This is a genomic window from Flavobacterium sp. HSC-61S13, from assembly GCF_024171535.1.
Classification (GTDB): domain Bacteria; phylum Bacteroidota; class Bacteroidia; order Flavobacteriales; family Flavobacteriaceae; genus Flavobacterium.
The window spans coordinates 27,036-45,000 of record NZ_JALJZV010000004.1; the positions used below are offsets into that span (position 1 = coordinate 27,036).

General features: G+C 38.4%; 15 protein-coding genes and 2 tRNA genes. 8 read left to right on the forward strand and 9 right to left on the reverse strand.

Annotated features, from left to right (window positions below; all coding sequences use genetic code 11):
* Nucleotides 1-161: 161 nt before the first annotated feature.
* The 5 genes from L1275_RS05035 to L1275_RS05055 form a co-directional block, all read right to left on the reverse strand.
* Nucleotides 162-1,703, reverse strand: a complete 1,542-nt coding sequence (locus L1275_RS05035; protein ID WP_253470461.1) for an acyl-CoA carboxylase subunit beta — start codon at nt 1,701-1,703, stop codon at nt 162-164.
* A 6-nt stretch (nt 1,704-1,709) separates the two neighbouring features.
* On the reverse strand, nt 1,710-3,149 hold the full coding sequence (gene accC / locus L1275_RS05040) for an acetyl-CoA carboxylase biotin carboxylase subunit (protein ID WP_253470463.1): 1,440 nt from the start codon (nt 3,147-3,149) through the stop codon (nt 1,710-1,712).
* A 4-nt stretch (nt 3,150-3,153) separates the two neighbouring features.
* Nucleotides 3,154-3,639, reverse strand: a complete 486-nt coding sequence (locus L1275_RS05045; protein WP_253470465.1) for an acetyl-CoA carboxylase biotin carboxyl carrier protein subunit — start codon at nt 3,637-3,639, stop codon at nt 3,154-3,156.
* Nucleotides 3,640-3,796: 157 nt separating this feature from the next.
* Nucleotides 3,797-4,852 carry a thiamine-phosphate kinase gene (gene thiL / locus L1275_RS05050; protein WP_253470472.1) on the reverse strand — a complete coding sequence of 352 codons (1,056 nt, stop codon included), beginning with the start codon at nt 4,850-4,852 and terminating at the stop codon, nt 3,797-3,799.
* 100 nt (nt 4,853-4,952) lie between these two features.
* Nucleotides 4,953-8,159 carry a DUF2723 domain-containing protein gene (locus L1275_RS05055; RefSeq protein WP_253470474.1) on the reverse strand — a complete coding sequence of 1,069 codons (3,207 nt, stop codon included), beginning with the start codon at nt 8,157-8,159 and terminating at the stop codon, nt 4,953-4,955.
* Nucleotides 8,160-8,338: 179 nt separating this feature from the next.
* On the opposite strand from L1275_RS05055, the gene L1275_RS05060 reads away from it, so the two are divergent.
* The 8 genes from L1275_RS05060 to L1275_RS05095 all read left to right on the forward strand — a co-directional run bounded on the left by L1275_RS05060 (nt 8,339) and on the right by L1275_RS05095 (nt 13,813).
* Nucleotides 8,339-8,409: transfer RNA gene (locus L1275_RS05060), tRNA-Gln, on the forward strand.
* Nucleotides 8,410-8,543: 134 nt separating this feature from the next.
* A tRNA-Gln gene (locus L1275_RS05065) sits at nt 8,544-8,614 on the forward strand.
* A gap of 766 nt (nt 8,615-9,380) precedes the next feature.
* A complete protein-coding gene (locus tag L1275_RS05070; RefSeq protein ID WP_253470476.1) occupies nt 9,381-10,694 on the forward strand; it encodes a hypothetical protein in 1,314 nt (437 codons plus the stop codon).
* A gap of 8 nt (nt 10,695-10,702) precedes the next feature.
* Nucleotides 10,703-11,905, forward strand: coding sequence for an HNH endonuclease (locus tag L1275_RS05075; RefSeq protein WP_253470478.1), 1,203 nt, complete (start codon nt 10,703-10,705; stop codon nt 11,903-11,905).
* A 10-nt stretch (nt 11,906-11,915) separates the two neighbouring features.
* Nucleotides 11,916-12,332, forward strand: a complete 417-nt coding sequence (locus L1275_RS05080) for an SMI1/KNR4 family protein (protein WP_253470480.1) — start codon at nt 11,916-11,918, stop codon at nt 12,330-12,332.
* A gap of 122 nt (nt 12,333-12,454) precedes the next feature.
* Complete coding sequence (locus L1275_RS05085) at nt 12,455-12,769, forward strand: EndoU domain-containing protein (RefSeq protein WP_253470482.1); 315 nt, start codon at nt 12,455-12,457, stop codon at nt 12,767-12,769.
* Entirely contained in the window at nt 12,766-13,119 is a 354-nt protein-coding gene (locus L1275_RS05090) for a hypothetical protein (protein ID WP_253470484.1), read from the forward strand. Before L1275_RS05085 ends, L1275_RS05090 begins: the two co-directional genes overlap by 4 nt.
* Before the next feature lie 274 nt (nt 13,120-13,393).
* Entirely contained in the window at nt 13,394-13,813 is a 420-nt protein-coding gene (locus L1275_RS05095) for a helix-turn-helix domain-containing protein (protein WP_253470486.1), read from the forward strand.
* Between the two features lie 314 nt (nt 13,814-14,127).
* Here the strand turns inward: L1275_RS05095 and L1275_RS05100 are convergent, their stop codons facing one another.
* Genes L1275_RS05100 through hemH form a run of 4 tightly spaced genes read right to left on the reverse strand, consistent with a single transcriptional unit; the run spans nt 14,128 to nt 17,958 of the window.
* Complete coding sequence (locus L1275_RS05100) at nt 14,128-14,910, reverse strand: enoyl-CoA hydratase/isomerase family protein (RefSeq protein ID WP_253470488.1); 783 nt, start codon at nt 14,908-14,910, stop codon at nt 14,128-14,130.
* 10 nt (nt 14,911-14,920) lie between these two features.
* Nucleotides 14,921-16,393 carry an ATP-binding protein gene (locus L1275_RS05105; RefSeq protein WP_253470490.1) on the reverse strand — a complete coding sequence of 491 codons (1,473 nt, stop codon included), beginning with the start codon at nt 16,391-16,393 and terminating at the stop codon, nt 14,921-14,923.
* A complete protein-coding gene (locus tag L1275_RS05110) occupies nt 16,394-16,933 on the reverse strand; it encodes a CopD family protein (RefSeq protein ID WP_253470492.1) in 540 nt (179 codons plus the stop codon).
* Between the two features lie 8 nt (nt 16,934-16,941).
* Nucleotides 16,942-17,958, reverse strand: coding sequence for a ferrochelatase (gene hemH, locus L1275_RS05115; protein ID WP_253470494.1), 1,017 nt, complete (start codon nt 17,956-17,958; stop codon nt 16,942-16,944).
* Between the last annotated feature and the right edge of the window lie 7 nt (nt 17,959-17,965).

Here is a 17,965-nt window from a genome sequence, read left to right on the forward strand (position 1 = left end):
GTTTTTTTGTGATATATATTAGTAATAATCAAATCTAAATAAAAAACGGATGTAAATTAATTTTATTTCAAATTTTAACACTGGATATCAAGGTGTTATATAAAAAAATGTCCCTCCTTAAAAATAGGGAGGGACATTGAAGTTGTAAAGAGATATGGAGATTATAGCGGAATATTTCCGTGTTTTCTCTTAGGAGTATCTATTACTTTGTTTTCCAACATTGCAAAAGCTTTTATCAATTTTCTACGTGTTTCGTGTGGTAAGATGACTTCATCGATAAAGCCGCGTTGTGCTGCACGATAAGGTGTTGCGAATTTCTCGGCATACTCGGCTTCTTTTTCAGCTAATTTGGCTATCGGATCTGCAGCTTCTGAGATTTCTTTCTTAAAGATGATCTCACTGGCTCCCTTGGCTCCCATAACAGCAATTTCTGCATTAGGCCATGCGAAGTTTAAATCTGCTCCAATGTGTTTGGAGTTCATCACGTCATACGCTCCTCCGTAAGCTTTACGGGTGATTACCGTAACTCTCGGAACAGTAGCTTCACTTAATGCATAAAGTAGTTTTGCGCCGTGTACGATAATTCCGTTCCATTCTTGATCGGTTCCCGGTAGGAAACCCGGTACATCAACCAAAACCAATAAAGGAATGTTGAAGGCATCACAAAAACGCGTAAAACGCGCGGCTTTGATTGAGCTGTTAACATCCAAACATCCCGCTAAAAACATAGGATTGTTGGCGATGATACCAATACTACGGCCTCCCAATCTAGCAAAACCAACTACGATGTTTTCTGCGTAATCCTTGTGAATTTCAAAGAAAGAATCTTCATCGATAATTCCGTTGATGACCTCCTTCATATCGTAAGGTTTATTAGCGCTTTCTGGAACGATAGCATCTAATTGCTGACGGTATTCTTCGTTTAATTGTACCGGTAACAGGGCTGCTGTCTCGGTGTTGTTTTGAGGTAAATAACTCAACAATTTCTTGATGTCTTCCAAACATACTACATCGTTTTCTGAAGTGGTATGTGCTACTCCTGACTTGGTAGAATGCGTGCTTGCTCCACCGAGTTCTTCTGAAGTAACGGTTTCATTGGTCACGGTTTTTACAACACTAGGACCAGTCACAAACATATAACTAGATCCTTCGACCATCATGGTGAAATCAGTCATCGCAGGAGAGTAAACAGCACCACCGGCACAAGGGCCCATAATGGCAGATATCTGTGGGATCACCCCGGAAGCTTGTACGTTTCTAAAGAAAATATCTGCATATCCACCCAAAGAGCGAACGCCTTCTTGTATACGAGCACCTCCAGAATCGTTTAGTCCGATCATCGGAGCTCCCATTTTTAGAGCCATATCCATGATCTTACATATTTTTTCGGCATGAGTCTCTGATAGAGCTCCTCCAAATACAGTAAAATCCTGAGCAAAGATATAAACCAAACGACCGCTTATCGTACCGTATCCAGTAACCACTCCGTCGCCATAATAGATTTCTTTTTCCATGCCGAAATCGGTAGTTCGGTGCGTCACCAACATACCAACTTCTTCAAAGGATCCTTCGTCTAATAAATACGCAATACGTTCTCTAGCGGTTAATTTTCCTTTGCTGTGTTGTGTTTCAATTCTTTTTTCGCCTCCTCCCAAATGGGCTTGTGCGATTTTATCTTGTAATTGATTTATTTTCGAATTCATGATAGACTAATTAGGTAGGCGTAATTGTTTCTGATCTTCTAAATACTGTTGTAGAGCTACATAAGCCGCTACTTGTGCCTCTTCTTGATATTGCTCTTTTAGAAGGTCAGCACTATAGTATTTCTTAACAAAATTGGTGTCGAAGTTACCCGATTTAAAAGCTTGGTGTTCCATAACAAACTGTCCAAAAGGCAATGTCGTACTGATTCCTTCAACATGGTAGTTTTGTATGGCTTGACGCATGACTTGAATCGATTCTTCACGAGTTTTTCCAAAAGTGATTAACTTGGCCAACATCGGATCGTAATAAATAGGTACATCCATACCTTGTTCGATTCCATTATCTACGCGAATACCTTCACCTACGGGTAAAATATAGGTATCTAAATGCCCGACACTAGGTAAGAAATCGTTTAATGGATCTTCGGCATAAACCCTTAATTCCATGGCATGACCTTGAATTTTTAGGTCTTCTTGTTTAAATGGAAGTACTTCTCCATCTGCAATTCGAATTTGCATCTCAACCAAATCCAATCCTGTGATCAGTTCAGTTACGGGATGTTCCACTTGCAAGCGCGTATTCATTTCTAAGAAATAGAAGTTTTTGTTTTCGTCCAATAGAAATTCTACGGTACCTGCGCCAACATAATCACAAGATGCGGCAACTTGTACGGCTGCTTTTCCCATCTTTTCTCTGATCTCTGGAGTCAATACGGCAGAAGGTGCCTCTTCAACAACCTTTTGATGACGGCGTTGAATACTGCATTCTCTTTCGAAAAGATGCACGATATTGCCGTGTTTATCGGCCAGTACTTGGATCTCGATATGGCGGGGTGCTCCGATATATTTTTCAATAAAAACGGATCCGTCTCCAAAGGCATTGGTCGCTTCGGAAATGGCACGCTGCATTTGTGATTCGAATTCTTTTTCGTTTTCAACAATACGCATTCCTTTTCCACCACCTCCAGCTGCAGCTTTAATTAAAATCGGGAAACCGATCTCGGCAGCTACTCTTTTGGCTTTTTCAATATCGGTAATGGCTTCGTCTAAACCGGGAACCATAGGAATGTCATAGGCTTTAACCGTGTCTTTTGCGGCCAATTTATTTCCCATCACTTCAATAGCATGAGAATTTGGACCGATAAAAGTAATATTGTTCTGCTCGCATTTATTGGCGAATTGTGCATTCTCACTCAAAAAACCATATCCTGGATGTATACCATCAACACCGAGTTGTTGGGCTACTTCTAATATTTTGTCGCCTAACAAATACGATTGACTTGAAGGTGCTTCTCCAATACATACCGCTTCGTCGGCCATCTTTACATGGGGAGCATTACGGTCTGCTGTAGAAAAAACGGCTACGGTTTGTATGCCCATTTTTTTTGCTGTCTTCATAATACGAACAGCAATTTCGCCACGGTTGGCTATTAATATTTTTTTCATGATACTATTCGAATTCGATTAACAATTGTCCTTTTTCAACAGTGTCTCCTTTGGAAACCGAGATGGACTTAATAATTCCGGCACGTGGAGAACTGAGGTTGTTTTCCATTTTCATCGCTTCCAAGATTAAGAGATTGTCATTTTCATGGACCTCTTGACCAACTTGTACGCTAATCTCCAAAATCAATCCCGGCATAGGAGCCTTGATTGCATTAATCTGTTTGTTGGTACCCATTGAAAAACCCAATTGTTTGATCAGTAGATCTAAATGGTTTTGAATGTTGACCGTATAGGTATTGTTGTTTACTTTGACCACATAGTGTTTTTGATCGAAATGAGATTCAGTAATTTCAGAGGTGAAAGACTTATTATTCTTTAAAACGTGGTAATTATTAGTGGAAACTAAGGTCGAATCCATATCGGAACCCAGCAGCTCTGATGACTGGTAATTCGAATCGGAGTTTACAGTAAGTTGATACTTTTTGTTCATTTTTGGTTGATATTTTGCTAACCGTAAAGATAATTATTTGTAAACCATTTTGACCATTTTATTGGATATTTAGAATCAAACTAATATAATATTCGGTTAAGCGTAGTGGTTGGATTAAAAAGCAAAGCACCGAAAGAGATCGGTGCTGTTGATTATTTTATTCGGTTTCTTCTTGAAGTGCGTTCCATCCGCGGGCTTTAAGGGGAATTTGTGTGTTTTCTCTAGTGATTAAATGCATGCCTTCCTCTTCTGGATTGATATATCCAATGATGGAAAGATGTGGATTGCCTTTGATTTTTTCAAAATCCTCCATCTTTATAGTAAATAATAACTCGTAATCTTCACCGCCATTCAAAGCAATGGTTGTGCTGTCTATATTAAACTCTTCACAAGCATTGATAAACTGGGGGTCCAAAGGAAGTTTGTCTTCATACAGTTTGCAACCTACTTGGGATTGTTTGCACAAGTGAATGACTTCAGAGGATAATCCGTCAGAGATATCAATCATCGATGTGGGTTTTACGCCCAATTCCGCCAGTAGTTTTTTAACGTCATTTCTAGCTTCGGGTTTTAACTGTCTTTCGATTAAATAACTGTAGGCATCTAAGTCGGGTTGGTTGTTTGGATTGACCAAGAATACTTGTTTTTCGCGTTCAAGGATCTGTAGGCCCATATATGCAGCGCCTATATCGCCTGTTACAACCAGTAGGTCTTTATCTCCTGCGCCGTTTCTATATACAATTTCTTCTTCTTTGGCATAACCGATTGCCGTGATGCTGATAATTAATCCTTTTTGTGAAGAAGTGGTATCACCTCCAACTACATCAACTTGATAGTGCTTGGCAGCTGTTGCAAATCCGTCAAAGAGCTCTTCTAGGGCTTCTAAAGGAAAGCGGTTTGATACCGCAATAGATATGGTAACCTGACTTGGAGTAGCATTCATAGCATAGATGTCAGAAACATTGGCAACTATGGCTTTATAACCCAAATGTTTTAATGGCATATAGGCCAAATCAAAATGAACTCCTTCAACGAGTAGATCCGTAGATACTACGGTCTTGTTGTCTTTAAAGTCCAATACAGCTGCGTCATCGCCAATCCCTTTAATCGTGGTTTCTTGATTGATTTCGAATACTTTGGTTAAGTGTTCGATCAGTCCGAATTCCCCTAATTGAGAAAGTGCTGTTTTGGATTGGTTTTTATTTTCTATCATGGTGTTTTTTTAGGTCCTAAAAGTAAAGTACAAAAGTACAAAGTTTATAATAGAAAAAAGCGATATGTGATTTTAGTTCATATCGCTTTTTTCGGTTTTGTTATTCTAAGTTACTTCTTTTAAAACGGGTGAAATAGCCGTTGTATTTATTGAAGATGGGAACTCCTTTTTTGTAGTAATCGGCGTCCGACTCTTCTGCAATCTGTAAAAGCTGTCGGTACGTTTCTATTTCGCTCATGATTTCCATGGCGTAATATTCTTGATCGCTAGGAGCTAGACCCTTGTAATAGGTTAGTTTTTCTTGAGATTTGACAATGAGCTTATCTAAGATTTCGCGAGCTTTTTGTTTTTCGCCGACTAAATAGTAAGACTCGGCAAAAGGTTGAACTAAGCTGTAATACTGAAACTGATCAATAGGCATATTGGTCATGGTCATGTCAATCACGTCTTTCGCTTTTTTAAGCTGTCCCTCTGCGATCAGTTGTTCAGTCAATCGAGCGAGATTTATACGATATTGAATGCTGTTTCTACGAGTCTGCGGATCGTGATAGATGTTGCCTCCGCTATTGCCCCAGTACCATCCCATAACGGTATTGTACATTCTGTCTGCGTCAATACTACCCATATATAAAGCATGTGTCTGTTTGTCTACAGGGGTTTTGATAGGAACTAACTTATACGTCAGTCCAGACAATTGTAAATAGTCTTTCATCCATAGATAATCGTCATCTCCAAAACTACCTCCTGAGAAGTAAATCGGACGTTCCCAATTGTTGTTGGCAATGATGTCCAACATAATCAGGCGGTGCTTGTAGATTACCTGATCGTTGATATCAACATCGATATATGGTACAACCTGATCTCTAAGATTTTTAGAAACGACGTTGTTTTTGGCAATGGATACGCTATCAACCGGAATTCTGATTTTGCCGGTAGGTACGGTATAAAGCGTTTGTCCAGATTCAGTAACGGTTTTAGAACGCGGATCATCAGAACGTATAAAGGCTAAAAACTGTGTGATATCAATACGGTCTTTAATTAAATCCTCTACTAAAATCACATCTCGTGTTCCAGAAACATATTGGTCGTGCGTGAATTTAATAGGTAGCGGCTCTGAATCGTATGCTTTTGCTTTCATTTGATCGATATACCAGTCTTGTGGTAATAACGAGGTACAAACCACGCGAACATCTGTACGGTAACCTTCTACTTCCTGTAGGTACCATAAGGGGAATGTATCATTGTCTCCAATGGTAAACAGTATGGCATTAGGATCACAAGAATCTAGGTAAGCTCGTGCATTAGCTAAAGCAGTGTATTTGCCAGAACGGTCGTGATCATCCCAATTTTGGTAAGCCATTAAAACAGGTGCACAAAGCAGTGATAAAGCAATTACGGCAGGACCTGCGATTTTTGGATTTAAATATTTCTTTAGACCATCATAAATGGCATATACACCAAATCCAATCCACATTGCAAATACGTAGAACGAAGCAACGACAGCATAGTCACGTTCTCTAGGTTCAAATGGGCGTTCGTTTAAGAAAATCTTTAAGGCAAGACTGGTAAATAAAAACAATACCAGCAACACATAGAACGACTTTCTGTCTTTTTTAAAGTGAAAGATTACTCCGACTATTCCCAGTATAAAAGGTAAGAAATAATAAAAATTACGCCCTTTATTGTTTAAAACGTCAGAAGGTAAATTGTCTTGAGAGCCCAATCGAATCTCGTCGACAAGCTTGATTCCGCTCATCCAGTTTCCATTTTCTGGCCCGCCATTTCCTTGGATGTCGTCTTGACGTCCTACGAAATTCCACATCAAGTATCTCCAGTACATATAGCCAAACTGATACTCAAACATAAATTTAATGTTTTCGCCTAATGTAGGTTTCTCAATATCTAAATAACGACCGTTTTGGTTGAGGAATTGATCCAAACCTTCTAATCCGATTTCTCCAGTTCTCAGGCCTTGTCGCACACCAGTAACCAATTGAATTAATTGATCTTCATGAGCGTATTCCGGTTTGATTCTGAAATCTAAAGGTTTGCTATAGCGCATGTAGTTGATGCGGTGACTGTTGTCGGTGCTCCACATTCTCGGGAAAAAACCTTTGTGGTTTCCATCGATGTTTTGATCGGCGTTTTTATAGTTGTTGACGATAACATATTTACCGCTTTTATAATCTCTTTCGTAGTTGGGTTTGCCATCGATATAGGGTTCATCTTTGTCAATACCGGAATATTTAGAAGAGAACATCGCATCATAAGTGATGCTCTGAGAGCCGTATTGTTCTCGTTGATAATAGGCTAAAAGCTCAGCCGCATCAGAGGGTCTATTCTCATTGATCACGGTATTGGCATTGGCGCGTATCGGTAGCATAACCCAAGAGGTTAACCCGACAAACATAAAAACAAGGCACAACAGTATGGTATTGTAAAACGGGTGGTTTTTCTTTTTGGTGTATCTGAGTCCAAAAATGAAAAACAACAAGATGATTAGGAAAGCCAGTATGGTTCCAGAATTAAATGGCATGCCCAATTCATTGACAATAAATATTTCCATCTTACCAAAGAAAGCAAGGGTGTATGGAAATAAGAACATAAACACAAAGAAGAGTATTCCCACTATAATCACGTTGGCAATGATAAAGTTGGTAACGGTAATTTTCTGATATTTTTTAAAATAGTATAAAAGTCCGATGGACGGAATGGTCAACAGGGCCATTAAGTGGACTCCAAAGGAAAGTCCGATTATCAGCGAGATTAAGAGTAGCCAACGATGCCCTTTGTTTTGATCCATTTCATCAGACCAGCGAAGTCCCAGCCAAAGTAAAAGAGCTATCAATAACATGGCAGAGGCGTAAACCTCTGTTTCCACGGCATTAAACCAGAAACTATCTGAGAAGGTGAAAGCCAAGGCGCCTACTGCGGCACTTCCTAGCACTGCAATAGCATTGTTGTTGTTCCATTCAGAATAAGAGGAACTTATTTTTCTAAGTAGGTTGGTCAAAGACCAGAATAAAAAAAGTATGGTGAAGGCGCTTGAAAACACAGCAACCATATTGACCATTAGGGCGATATTTTGTGGTGACGAGGCGAACATAGCAAAGAACGCTCCGAGCATTTGATACAAAGGTGCTCCGGGTGGGTGACCTACTTCGAGTTTGGCGGAGGTAGCAATATATTCCCCCGAATCCCAAAAACTGACCGTAGGTTCTACCGTAAGAGCATAGGTGGTTAAAGCAATGGCAAAAACGAGCCAGCCAATGATTAGATCCCATCTCTTAAAATTAAATGTCAACATAAATTATAGATACTTGATTCTTAAATTACTTATAGATACAAAGAAACTGTTTTTTTTGTATCAGCTTACATAAAATAAAAAAAAATGATTTTTTTTGTAGTAAAGTTTGCGGGTTTCAAAAAATGTGCTACTTTTGCATCCGCATTACAGAAGTAATGCATGCTTAGAAAAACAAGCATTGGCCTATGGTGTAGCGGTAACACATCTGATTTTGGTTCAGTCGTCCTAGGTTCGAGTCCTAGTAGGCCAACAAAAGAGATCTTCATTTTGAAGGTCTTTTTTTTACAATAGATTTACAGGAAATTATAAGAGCATGCCTCAAAAAACATAATTTCTAGTACGCGATGAGTTAAGAGTAAAGAATACGCATAAAGAATGATATAGTGGCCTATGGTGTAGCGGTAACACAGCTGATTTTGGTTCAGTCGTCCTAGGTTCGAGTCCTAGTAGGCCAACAAAAAAAGATCTTCATTTCGAAGGTCTTTTTTTTTGCATATACGTTTATTCGCTGATCTGCGAATACGCCCGCCCTGATTGGTTTTTTAATCACCCCTGATTTTCCTGGAAAATTTGTTTATTCGCTAAGATGCGCACAGGTGCTGATGCTTGGCTTTATCACCTATAAAATAGGGTTGGTAAAAGGATCATAATCGATCCTCTAGCAAATCCGCGAATCCGCCAATAGACCATTCAGCTGTAATAAGATAAACAAACCGGTTCACGCATCTAATTCGTCAATCTAATCTGGATATGATGTATGATCTCAAAAAAATTAAATTTCTATTATTGTGTATTTTTTGGTAATTAAAAACATTTAAGTACTTGATATGATGTTGTTAAAGTTTGTTTTTTAACATATTTTATTTGTTTATTAATCTTTGTGTTGTTTATTTTTATTGAAATAATTACCAAAAGTGCGGCATCATGGAAAACGAAAACAACCGGGTGTTTTTTGATTTTTTAGTCTTCGAACTGCTCCAATATCTTTGCTTAAAGCTTTTTTATAGAATTGTTTGATTTCTTTATAAAAGAATTGTTTTTTGACTGTATTAAAATTAACACGACTCGATAGGGCCTTTGCAAGATCTCGTAAAGATTTTAGCGCCTTCTAAGGAAATCCGATTACAAGAAAACTAAAAGAAGTATTGTAGGTATATCTGAACTTTCACCTTGGTGTGCTTTGGTAAATGGTAAAATTTAACAAGGCAAAAAGTATTTTTTATGACAGATTTCGATGATACATCTAGAGAGCTCTGGCAGCATATTCGACTGGGAACCGCATTTGTGCAACCTCCACGAGATACCGGACCCTATCGCGCTGATTTTTACAGTACGGAAAAAGACGGAGGAATAAAATTTGATCAATTGATTCGGTTTCTCAACGATTCGATTTGGGATTCCACTTTGATTTTTAATTGGCAAAACTACGCAGCACCGACCACCTATACCTCGACTCGAGTTCCAGATGGTGAAGGGGGTTTTATAGAACGCTTGCGCCTGACCAATCACCAGGTGCCTTTTACCTATATGAATGAACGCCAACAAAAAGTGGTTTCGGCTTTGTCGGCTAAACTAAATAAACGCATCGATTATTTAGAAAATTATTGGGCCTATGTGCTCGCCTTAGAACCGAAAAAAAAATACCTGGCTGCTGTACTGTGTTTTTATTACGACAATACCATACAATACAGATCTCCAGTGGTAGATGTGTTGGAACCCAACAAATTTAAGATTGAGGAAAAATATATTGCGATACAGTTGACCATGGAAAACCTAGCTGATTTCTATGGCGTGGTCAAAACCATCACCAACAACCATAGTGATTTGCGACATGTCGCAAATCAGTTAGCAGGGAGTTTTTTCGAGCAAATTAAAGGGGCTACACAAGGGGGTGTACTAAAATTTTTATACGAACGTATACCCGACTTTATCATCTCCAGTCTGCGTTCGCATATCGACTTTAAACTGGCGGTTTCCCATCTACACATCTTAAAAACGTATGACGATAGCGGTTGGTTTAGTGTGTTTAGAGATAGCAGCGGTGCGGTTATTAACCTGTTGCGTATCATAGGCGATTCTCAGCAACTGTATAAACTGTTTGTAGACAATCCGACTTTGTTGATTGAACTGTATCAAAATATGGATGGCGTTTCAACGGTAGAAGAGGTCACTGAGAAGAACCGCCAACTGTTGGCCGATTTGATGTTGGTTTTGTGCAGTTCACATACGTACCAAGGGGTTAAAAGCAGTGGAGCCGTTTATAGAATAGGTCGGGATTACAAGGTTTACAGTCGTATTTACCCATGGGATTCGGACGTCAAAGACCGTTTCTTTTTACAGCAAATGCAGCGGAAACAAGATCAAAGATTAGAGCGATATCCCGACGATATTCCGCGTTTAAGTCCGGGTAAAGAAGTGGCTACCTCGTATTTTATTGAAAGTGATTCGGGTAACTACCACCATCCACTAGAAGCGGTTTTCTTAATCGATATGGATGCCCAGGACCAAGTGATATATACCGTTCCCGCCATTTAGTCAAAGCCATGGCGGACGAAGGCGTCTGGAAAGACGTGATGCTTGGACTGCGCATGGGAGGCAACCTGTTGGCTATTGTATTGGGAGTGGCTAGTTTGGGAACGAGTAATGCGTTGCTGTTGGCAGTGGCAGTGGCCGATATCAGTTTGGCAACCACTGATATTTTGGTGGTAATTGCCGAAGATGAGCTGATGAAAACCCAAGAGGGACAGGAGTTTTTGCGCAATTGGAATGCGATACAACCCTTGTTGTTGATGGGTACCTCGGCACCTTTAATGGCGCGTTCGGCAGTGGGAATGGTCAACAATACCTTTAATAGCGGTGCCAAACTGCTGGCTAAAGCGACTGCTCCTGCCACCAAAAACTTTTTGAGAGCCAGCCTTTTGAAAATGGTTTTAGAAAAAAATATCGCTAATTTTACTAAAAGCAGCCTGCAAATCATCGATGACGGTTATGGGGTCTATCAAGCCTCTTTATCGATCATTAAAATACGCGATGCGACGCGTTTGCAACAACAGGGTGTCTTGTTTGTAAAAGGTGAAATGGCGGTGGGTAAAACCACCAAAACCGGATTAGCAGTCCTATACAAAGGGGAAGTTATCGCCAGTGGCGAAGCCAGAGCAGTACGCAAAAGTTTGGAAGAAGCTTGGAAAGCCAAGGGAGTCAAATTAATAGATGCTTTAGAAGGGCGACTGGTTATAAAAAAAATAGATGAGGCTATTGAAAGATTGGGGATTAGCATTCGCATTCCTAAAAACGGTTTAAACATTTTTGAAAGCGAAAGAAGGATACGAAAAATTATATACGCCTTAAAAAATAAAAAACCTCCCAAAATATTTAATCCTAATAAAAGGGCATTGCAAGATTTGGGCATTATATTGCCCAAATCTAAAAACGGTTTAAGTGTAGATTTTGAGGGTACACCGTATTTATATCCGGTAACAGGAGACCAAAAAAATATTGTGAAAATAAAAATGACGGGGAGTGATTATTATGACAAAAAATTAGCAATAGAATTATCTAATATCCCTTTAAAAAAAATAAAAAGTAAATTTACTTGGCATCATTTGGATGATTATGATCCAATAACTAATACTTGTACAATGCAATTAGTGGAAATTAAGTTGCATAGAGATTGTTCTACTCATATTGGTTCAGTCGAATTAATAAAACAATATTATTCCAATAAAAAAATGTATAATAATAGATAAAATAATATTTATGATAAATATAGAAGATTCAGAGAGACGCTTACCGGATAACTCTATAGTTCAGTTTGAGAAAAAATGGAATATATTATTACCTAATAATTATAAGGTTTTTTTAAACAAGTTTAATGGAGGTATAATTTATGATTATCATCCATTCCTAAATAGTTTTAATAGTTTAGTGTATAATGAGAATAACTCCTTGTTAGATGATACATATGAAATTTATTGTTTTATAAATAAAGACATTGAAAAAGAGTTTTTGCCGATAGGAGCCACACATAATAATAACCCCATTACACTCTGTTTAAAAGCTGGTAAAAATTATGGGAAAGTTATTGTTTTCTATTTTGATCGAGATCAAGAACCTGAAATTATAGCCGATTCTTTGGAAGCGCTTTTAGGCGTAAAGAGTATGGATGAAATTTAGTTTGGAAGTTGCTAATAAGCATTCACTGAAAATTTTATTTAATGTGAGCATGTTTTGTCCTCAGAAGAGCTGGTGGACACAATCACGAAGCTATTGGCTTCACAGTTAAAATTCGAAAATACTTGACCAAACCGTTAGACGATATGCCTTTTGATGCGTTGATTTCGGTACGCTATCGCGTTCAAGGCAGATTGGGTCAATGGATAGATAAAGAGGCCAAATCGACGATGTTTCCCTTAAATTGGAATATTACTCGAGTAAAACAAGAAATCGCTTTGGTGTATGATGAAATGATCAAGGCAACAGTTAAGTTTGAATTTGATAATAATATATTTCGTTTTCTTACATCTGACGGTAAGTTTGTTATTCAAGTTGAAGTTGATCAATTAGGAAATATTACTAATGCATATCCATTATTTAAATATAAGAAAGTATGAAATACAAATTTTCATTAAATCCGTATAAACAAAAAGACATGCATGACAAGTTTTATGGACTTGATTTACATGTGTTAGCTCGCGAAGAATGGGCTTTAAACGGTATGAATTGGGATGGTTGGACCCCAGAAGAAATCCAAAAAATAATCGATAAGTCAAAAGGTTTAGAAGAAAATGTGATGTATAAGTATCAAGTAGCGTATAGTGATTTAGTTATCTATATCTATAGTGATGAAGTGTATTTTCACGATGCGTATTCCGAACAAGAAGAGGCGGATCTCATTTGGTCTTTTGAACAGTTTATTGATTTTATGGAGCAGTTTAAAGTATTTGTGGCAGAGAATAGTTGAGAGCAATTGTTGATTAACCATTTTAATAAATAAACCGCCACTGGCAGCACTACTAGATCTGGATTATAGTCTAAAGGCATTACTCTATTTGGTGCACTTCAAAGCAAATCCAACAATAGGTAAATATACGAATAGGCAATCCTTCGTGTTGATCAGACTTTTCAAAATTCCATATAAACATTGTTTTCTTAGATATTTTTATAACTTTACCAGACTTTGTTTTTTAAAGCTGTGAGGCTACCTTTTTAGGGTTTTCTAAAATTTATTTAATATTATGGAACATAAGACAATACATCAGGGTCGAAATATAAAACGTTTCCGAGAAATGCTAGGTATTAAGCAGGAAGCATTGGCGTTTGATTTAGGAGAAGATTGGAATCAAAAGAAAATTTCAATTTTAGAAAATAAGGAAGTTGTGGATAAGTCATTGCTAAAAGATATTTCACAAGCCTTAAAAATTCCTGTAGAAGCTTTTGAAAACTTCGATGAAGAACAGGCTATTAATTTAATTTCCAATACAGCAAATTTTGAAAATTGCTTGCAACCGGCTTTTTTTAGTTTTCAACCTACCTTTCATCCTGTAGATAAAATTTTGGAACTTCACGAAGAGAAAATCGCTTTATATGAACGCATGTTGATCGAGAAAGACGATATGATATTACAGTTAAAAGAATTGATTAATACCTTTAAATAGTTGGGTTTTTGTGTCAACGAGGGTTAGAATGCGTGCTTGTGCTATAAAATAAGTCTTAAAGTCTTTTTGTGCATACCCGTTGATGCGCTGATGTGCGAATACGCCCTGATTGGTTTTTTAATTCCCCTAACTTTTCGAGAAAATTCGATTATTCGCTAAGATGCGCGCTCGTGCTGAGGTGATGCTTTATCCTCTTTAAAATAAAATTGGTGGCAGGATCATAATCGATTCTCTAGCAAATCCGCAAATCTGCGTATCCGCAAATAGGCATAAAAAGACCCAGACCAACTGAAGTTGGTCTGGGTCTTTTTTTATTATAATCCTTTAAAATCTGCTTTGCGTTTTTCAAGGAAGGCCGTTGTGCCTTCTTTAAAATCTTCGGTAGCAAAACATTCTCCAAAAGCTTTGATTTCCTCGTGAAAACCGTTTACGCCATCTTTGAAGTTTGCATTGATCGCCTTAATGGCCTTTCCGATAGCGGAAGGGGAGTTCTTAGCGATTTTAAGAGCGATTTCTTTGGTGAAGTGTAGTAATTGCTGTTGCGGTACAACATGGTTAACCAGTCCGTAGGATTTAGCTGTTTCGGCGTCAATCATATTGGCTGTTAAGATCATTTCCATCGCGCGACCTTTTCCTACTAGTTGTGGTAGTCTTTGAGTTCCTCCATAACCTGGTATTACTCCTAAGGTAACTTCTGGTAGTCCCATTTTTGCATTGTCAGATGCAATTCTAAAGTCAGCTGCCATCGCCAGTTCTAGTCCTCCGCCTAAGGCGAAACCATTGATAGCTGCGATAACGGGTTTGGATATATTTTGAACAAAGTCAAATAATAATTCTTGTCCTTTTGCAGCAAGTTGTGAACCTTCGCTTAGGGAGAAACTGGCAAATTCAGAAATATCAGCTCCGGCGATAAAAGCTTTTTCGCCACTACCTGTGATGATGATCACGCGTATACTGTTGTCTTTCTCAAGTACTTTTAAGGCTTGATGTAACTCTTCAATCGTGGCTTTGTTTAAGGCATTCAGTTTGCTTGGACGATTAATAGTTAAAATAGCCAACGGCTCTTCTCTTTCAACTAAAATGTTTTCAAATTCCATAATTTCTTTTTTATGTGTTAATGATCGGTAAGGTCACTCGAAAACAAGTTCCTTTTTGTGGCTCGGATTCGAAGCTGATCGTACCGTTGTGATTTTCTACTATATTTTTAATAATCCCCAATCCCAATCCCATTCCGCTGGATTTGGTTGTGAATTTAGGTTCGAAAATACGATTTTTATTTTCAATGCTGATTCCTATTCCGTTATCTTTTACCTCTAACACGACGTTATCGTCTACTTTTTTGATCGAAACAATAATTTCTGGAGCGGTGTGATCTTCGGGTATGGCTTGTATAGCATTTTTGACCAAGTTGGTTACGATGCGGATTAAATGCGTGCGGTCCATCTTGGTGATGATGCTTTTTTCTTCGGATTCGAAACGAATATAATTCTCATTAAAAATATCTAATGCCAATTGAACCACCTTAACGATATTTAGGTTTTCATTTTTCTGAGCGGGCATCGAGGCGAAGTTCGAAAAAGCAGAGGCTACCGAATTCATCGTATCGATTTGCTGGATCAGCGTTTTGGAATAATCATCGACTTTCTGTTTGATATTGGGGTCATTGACATCAAATCGCCTTTGGAAACTTTGTACCGTCAGGCGCATTGGGGTCAGTGGGTTTTTTATTTCGTGAGCAACTTGCTTGGCCATCTCTCGCCAGGCTTGTTCTCGCTCGCTTTGCGCTAATTTCGTGGCACTGTCGTCCAATTGATCCACCATGTGATTATACGCGATGATGAGGTCGTTAATCTCCTTGCTCGATGAGGTAACTAAAATCTTTTCGTTTTTCTTGTTGAGTTGCGTCGCTGTTATTTTAGTACTGATGGTTTGCAGTTTGCTCGTGATATAACTCGATAAGAAATAGGCGATGGTGATCGACATGATCAACATAAATAAATAAACCTGACTAAATCGAACTAAGAAATTTTGTATCTCATTTTCATAAAACTCGGTTTCTTCGGGATAGGGTAACTGAAGTACCCCCAGCGGTTTGAACTTATTGTCTTTCAGATAGCTGTAAGCCGTTCGATAGCGTTCATCATTAATGACTTTTAGATCGACAAACCGCTTGGATTGCGAGGATTGTAGGATCTTTAAGATCATTGGTGATATGGGTGGCGGAATACTGTCAATCGAAAAATTCCCCTTGGATGAAATCAAAAGGTGGCCTTCTAAGTCGTGTATGTTGATCTCGATACTGTGTATGGTGGCGAGCTCGTGTATTTTATCTTTAAAAATTAACGGCAGATTTCTCGTGGTTAGAGGGTAGGTGGTTGTGGCGAGTATAAAATTAATGTGTTCATTGACGGAATTTTCTTTGCGTTCCAATCGATCTTGATGAAAGGTACGGGCTTCCTTACGGAATTGATACACCGATACAGCTGCAATCAGGACGGAGGAAATTAGGGTCAAAAAGATCAACGAAATAAAAATTCTATTTCGCAATGAAAAATTCCTCAGTAGAAAATTTTTTTTCATCTAATTTTTGTTCTGTTCGCGGATTTTTTTATAAAATTTATATCCCATCATTAATAAAAAGGAGAAAGCAATAATACCGATGACTCCATAAATCCAATTGACGGCATTTTTTAATACGGCTAAAAAAACCACTGCAAACAAGATAATAGTGGCGCCTTCATTCCAGAGTCTAAAAAAAGAGGAGGTCTTGTTTAGCTCGCCCTTTTTTATCTGCACTACAAATTGATGGCACTTCATGTGGTAGATAAGCAATAAAAGTACAAAAAATAATTTGACATGCATCCAAGGTTGAGTAAATAAAATCGGATTGTACACGAACATAGCAATGCCAAAACACACGGCTAGTATCGCTGCTGGCCAGGTGATAATAGACCATAATCGGTCGATCATTATTCGGTATTGAGTAGATAATATGTTTTTCTCTGGCTCGGATTTTAGTTGTGCTTCTGCGTAATAAACAAACAGTCGGACGATGTAAAACAGTCCAGCAAACCAACAAACGATGAAGATAATGTGTAGGGATTTTAGATATAAATACATCGGTTCTTTTATTTAGTTTTCCATTCGTTGATCCAAGTAACTAAGGCGTCTATCCATTGATCGTTATCGTTAAGACAAGGGATTGTTCTAAACTCGGTTCCGCCGCGATGTAGAAACTCTTCTTTGGCTTCCATACCAATTTCCTCTAAGGTTTCCAAGCAGTCAGCAACAAATGCAGGGGTAACCACAGCTAGGTTTTTAACACCGCGTTCTGCCAATTGATTAACGGTCATGTCCGTTGCTGGATCAAGCCATTTATCGCGTCCCAATCGCGACTGAAAGCTGACCGAGTATTTGTCTGAAGGTATACCTAAGGTTTCTACTACTTGTTTTGTAGTCATATAACATTGGTGACGGTAGCAGAAATCATGTGCCGGTGACGGGGTGTTGCAACAGCTGCCATCGATCTGACAATGTCCTTTTGTGATATCCGATTTTTTAATGTGTCGTTCAGGTACACCGTGGTATGAAAACAGTAAGTGATCGTAATTAAAGTCTTGCAGTTGACTTTTTATAGAATTGGATAGGGCATTAACATATTCTTTTTTATTGTAAAAGGCCGGTAAACTTTCGATAGTCATTTTCGGGAAATGCTTTGCGCGTAATTCCTCTGCAAGTACTGTAATGGTTTCGGTAGTAGCCATGGCAAACTGGGGGTATAGCGGAATCATAAAAACATCGGTAACGCCTTGTTTGTACAATTGGTCTAAACCTTGTTTTATCGATGGTTCTCCGTATCGCATAGCCAAAACAACGGGAATATCAGTCTTTTGTTCGACTTTCGTATGTGTGCGCTGTGAAAGAACTACCAAAGGTGAACCTTCGTCCCACCAAATTTTCTTATAAGCAGCAGCAGATTTTTTTGGCCTAGTATTGAGAATGATGCCTTTTACTAATAAGGCTCTAAATAAATAGGGCATGTCAATCACGCGCTTATCCATTAAAAATTCGCCTAAGTAGGGCTTTACATCTTTGGGTTCAGGGCTTTTTGGAGAGCCTAGGTTTACTAATAATACACCTTTCATTGTTGTT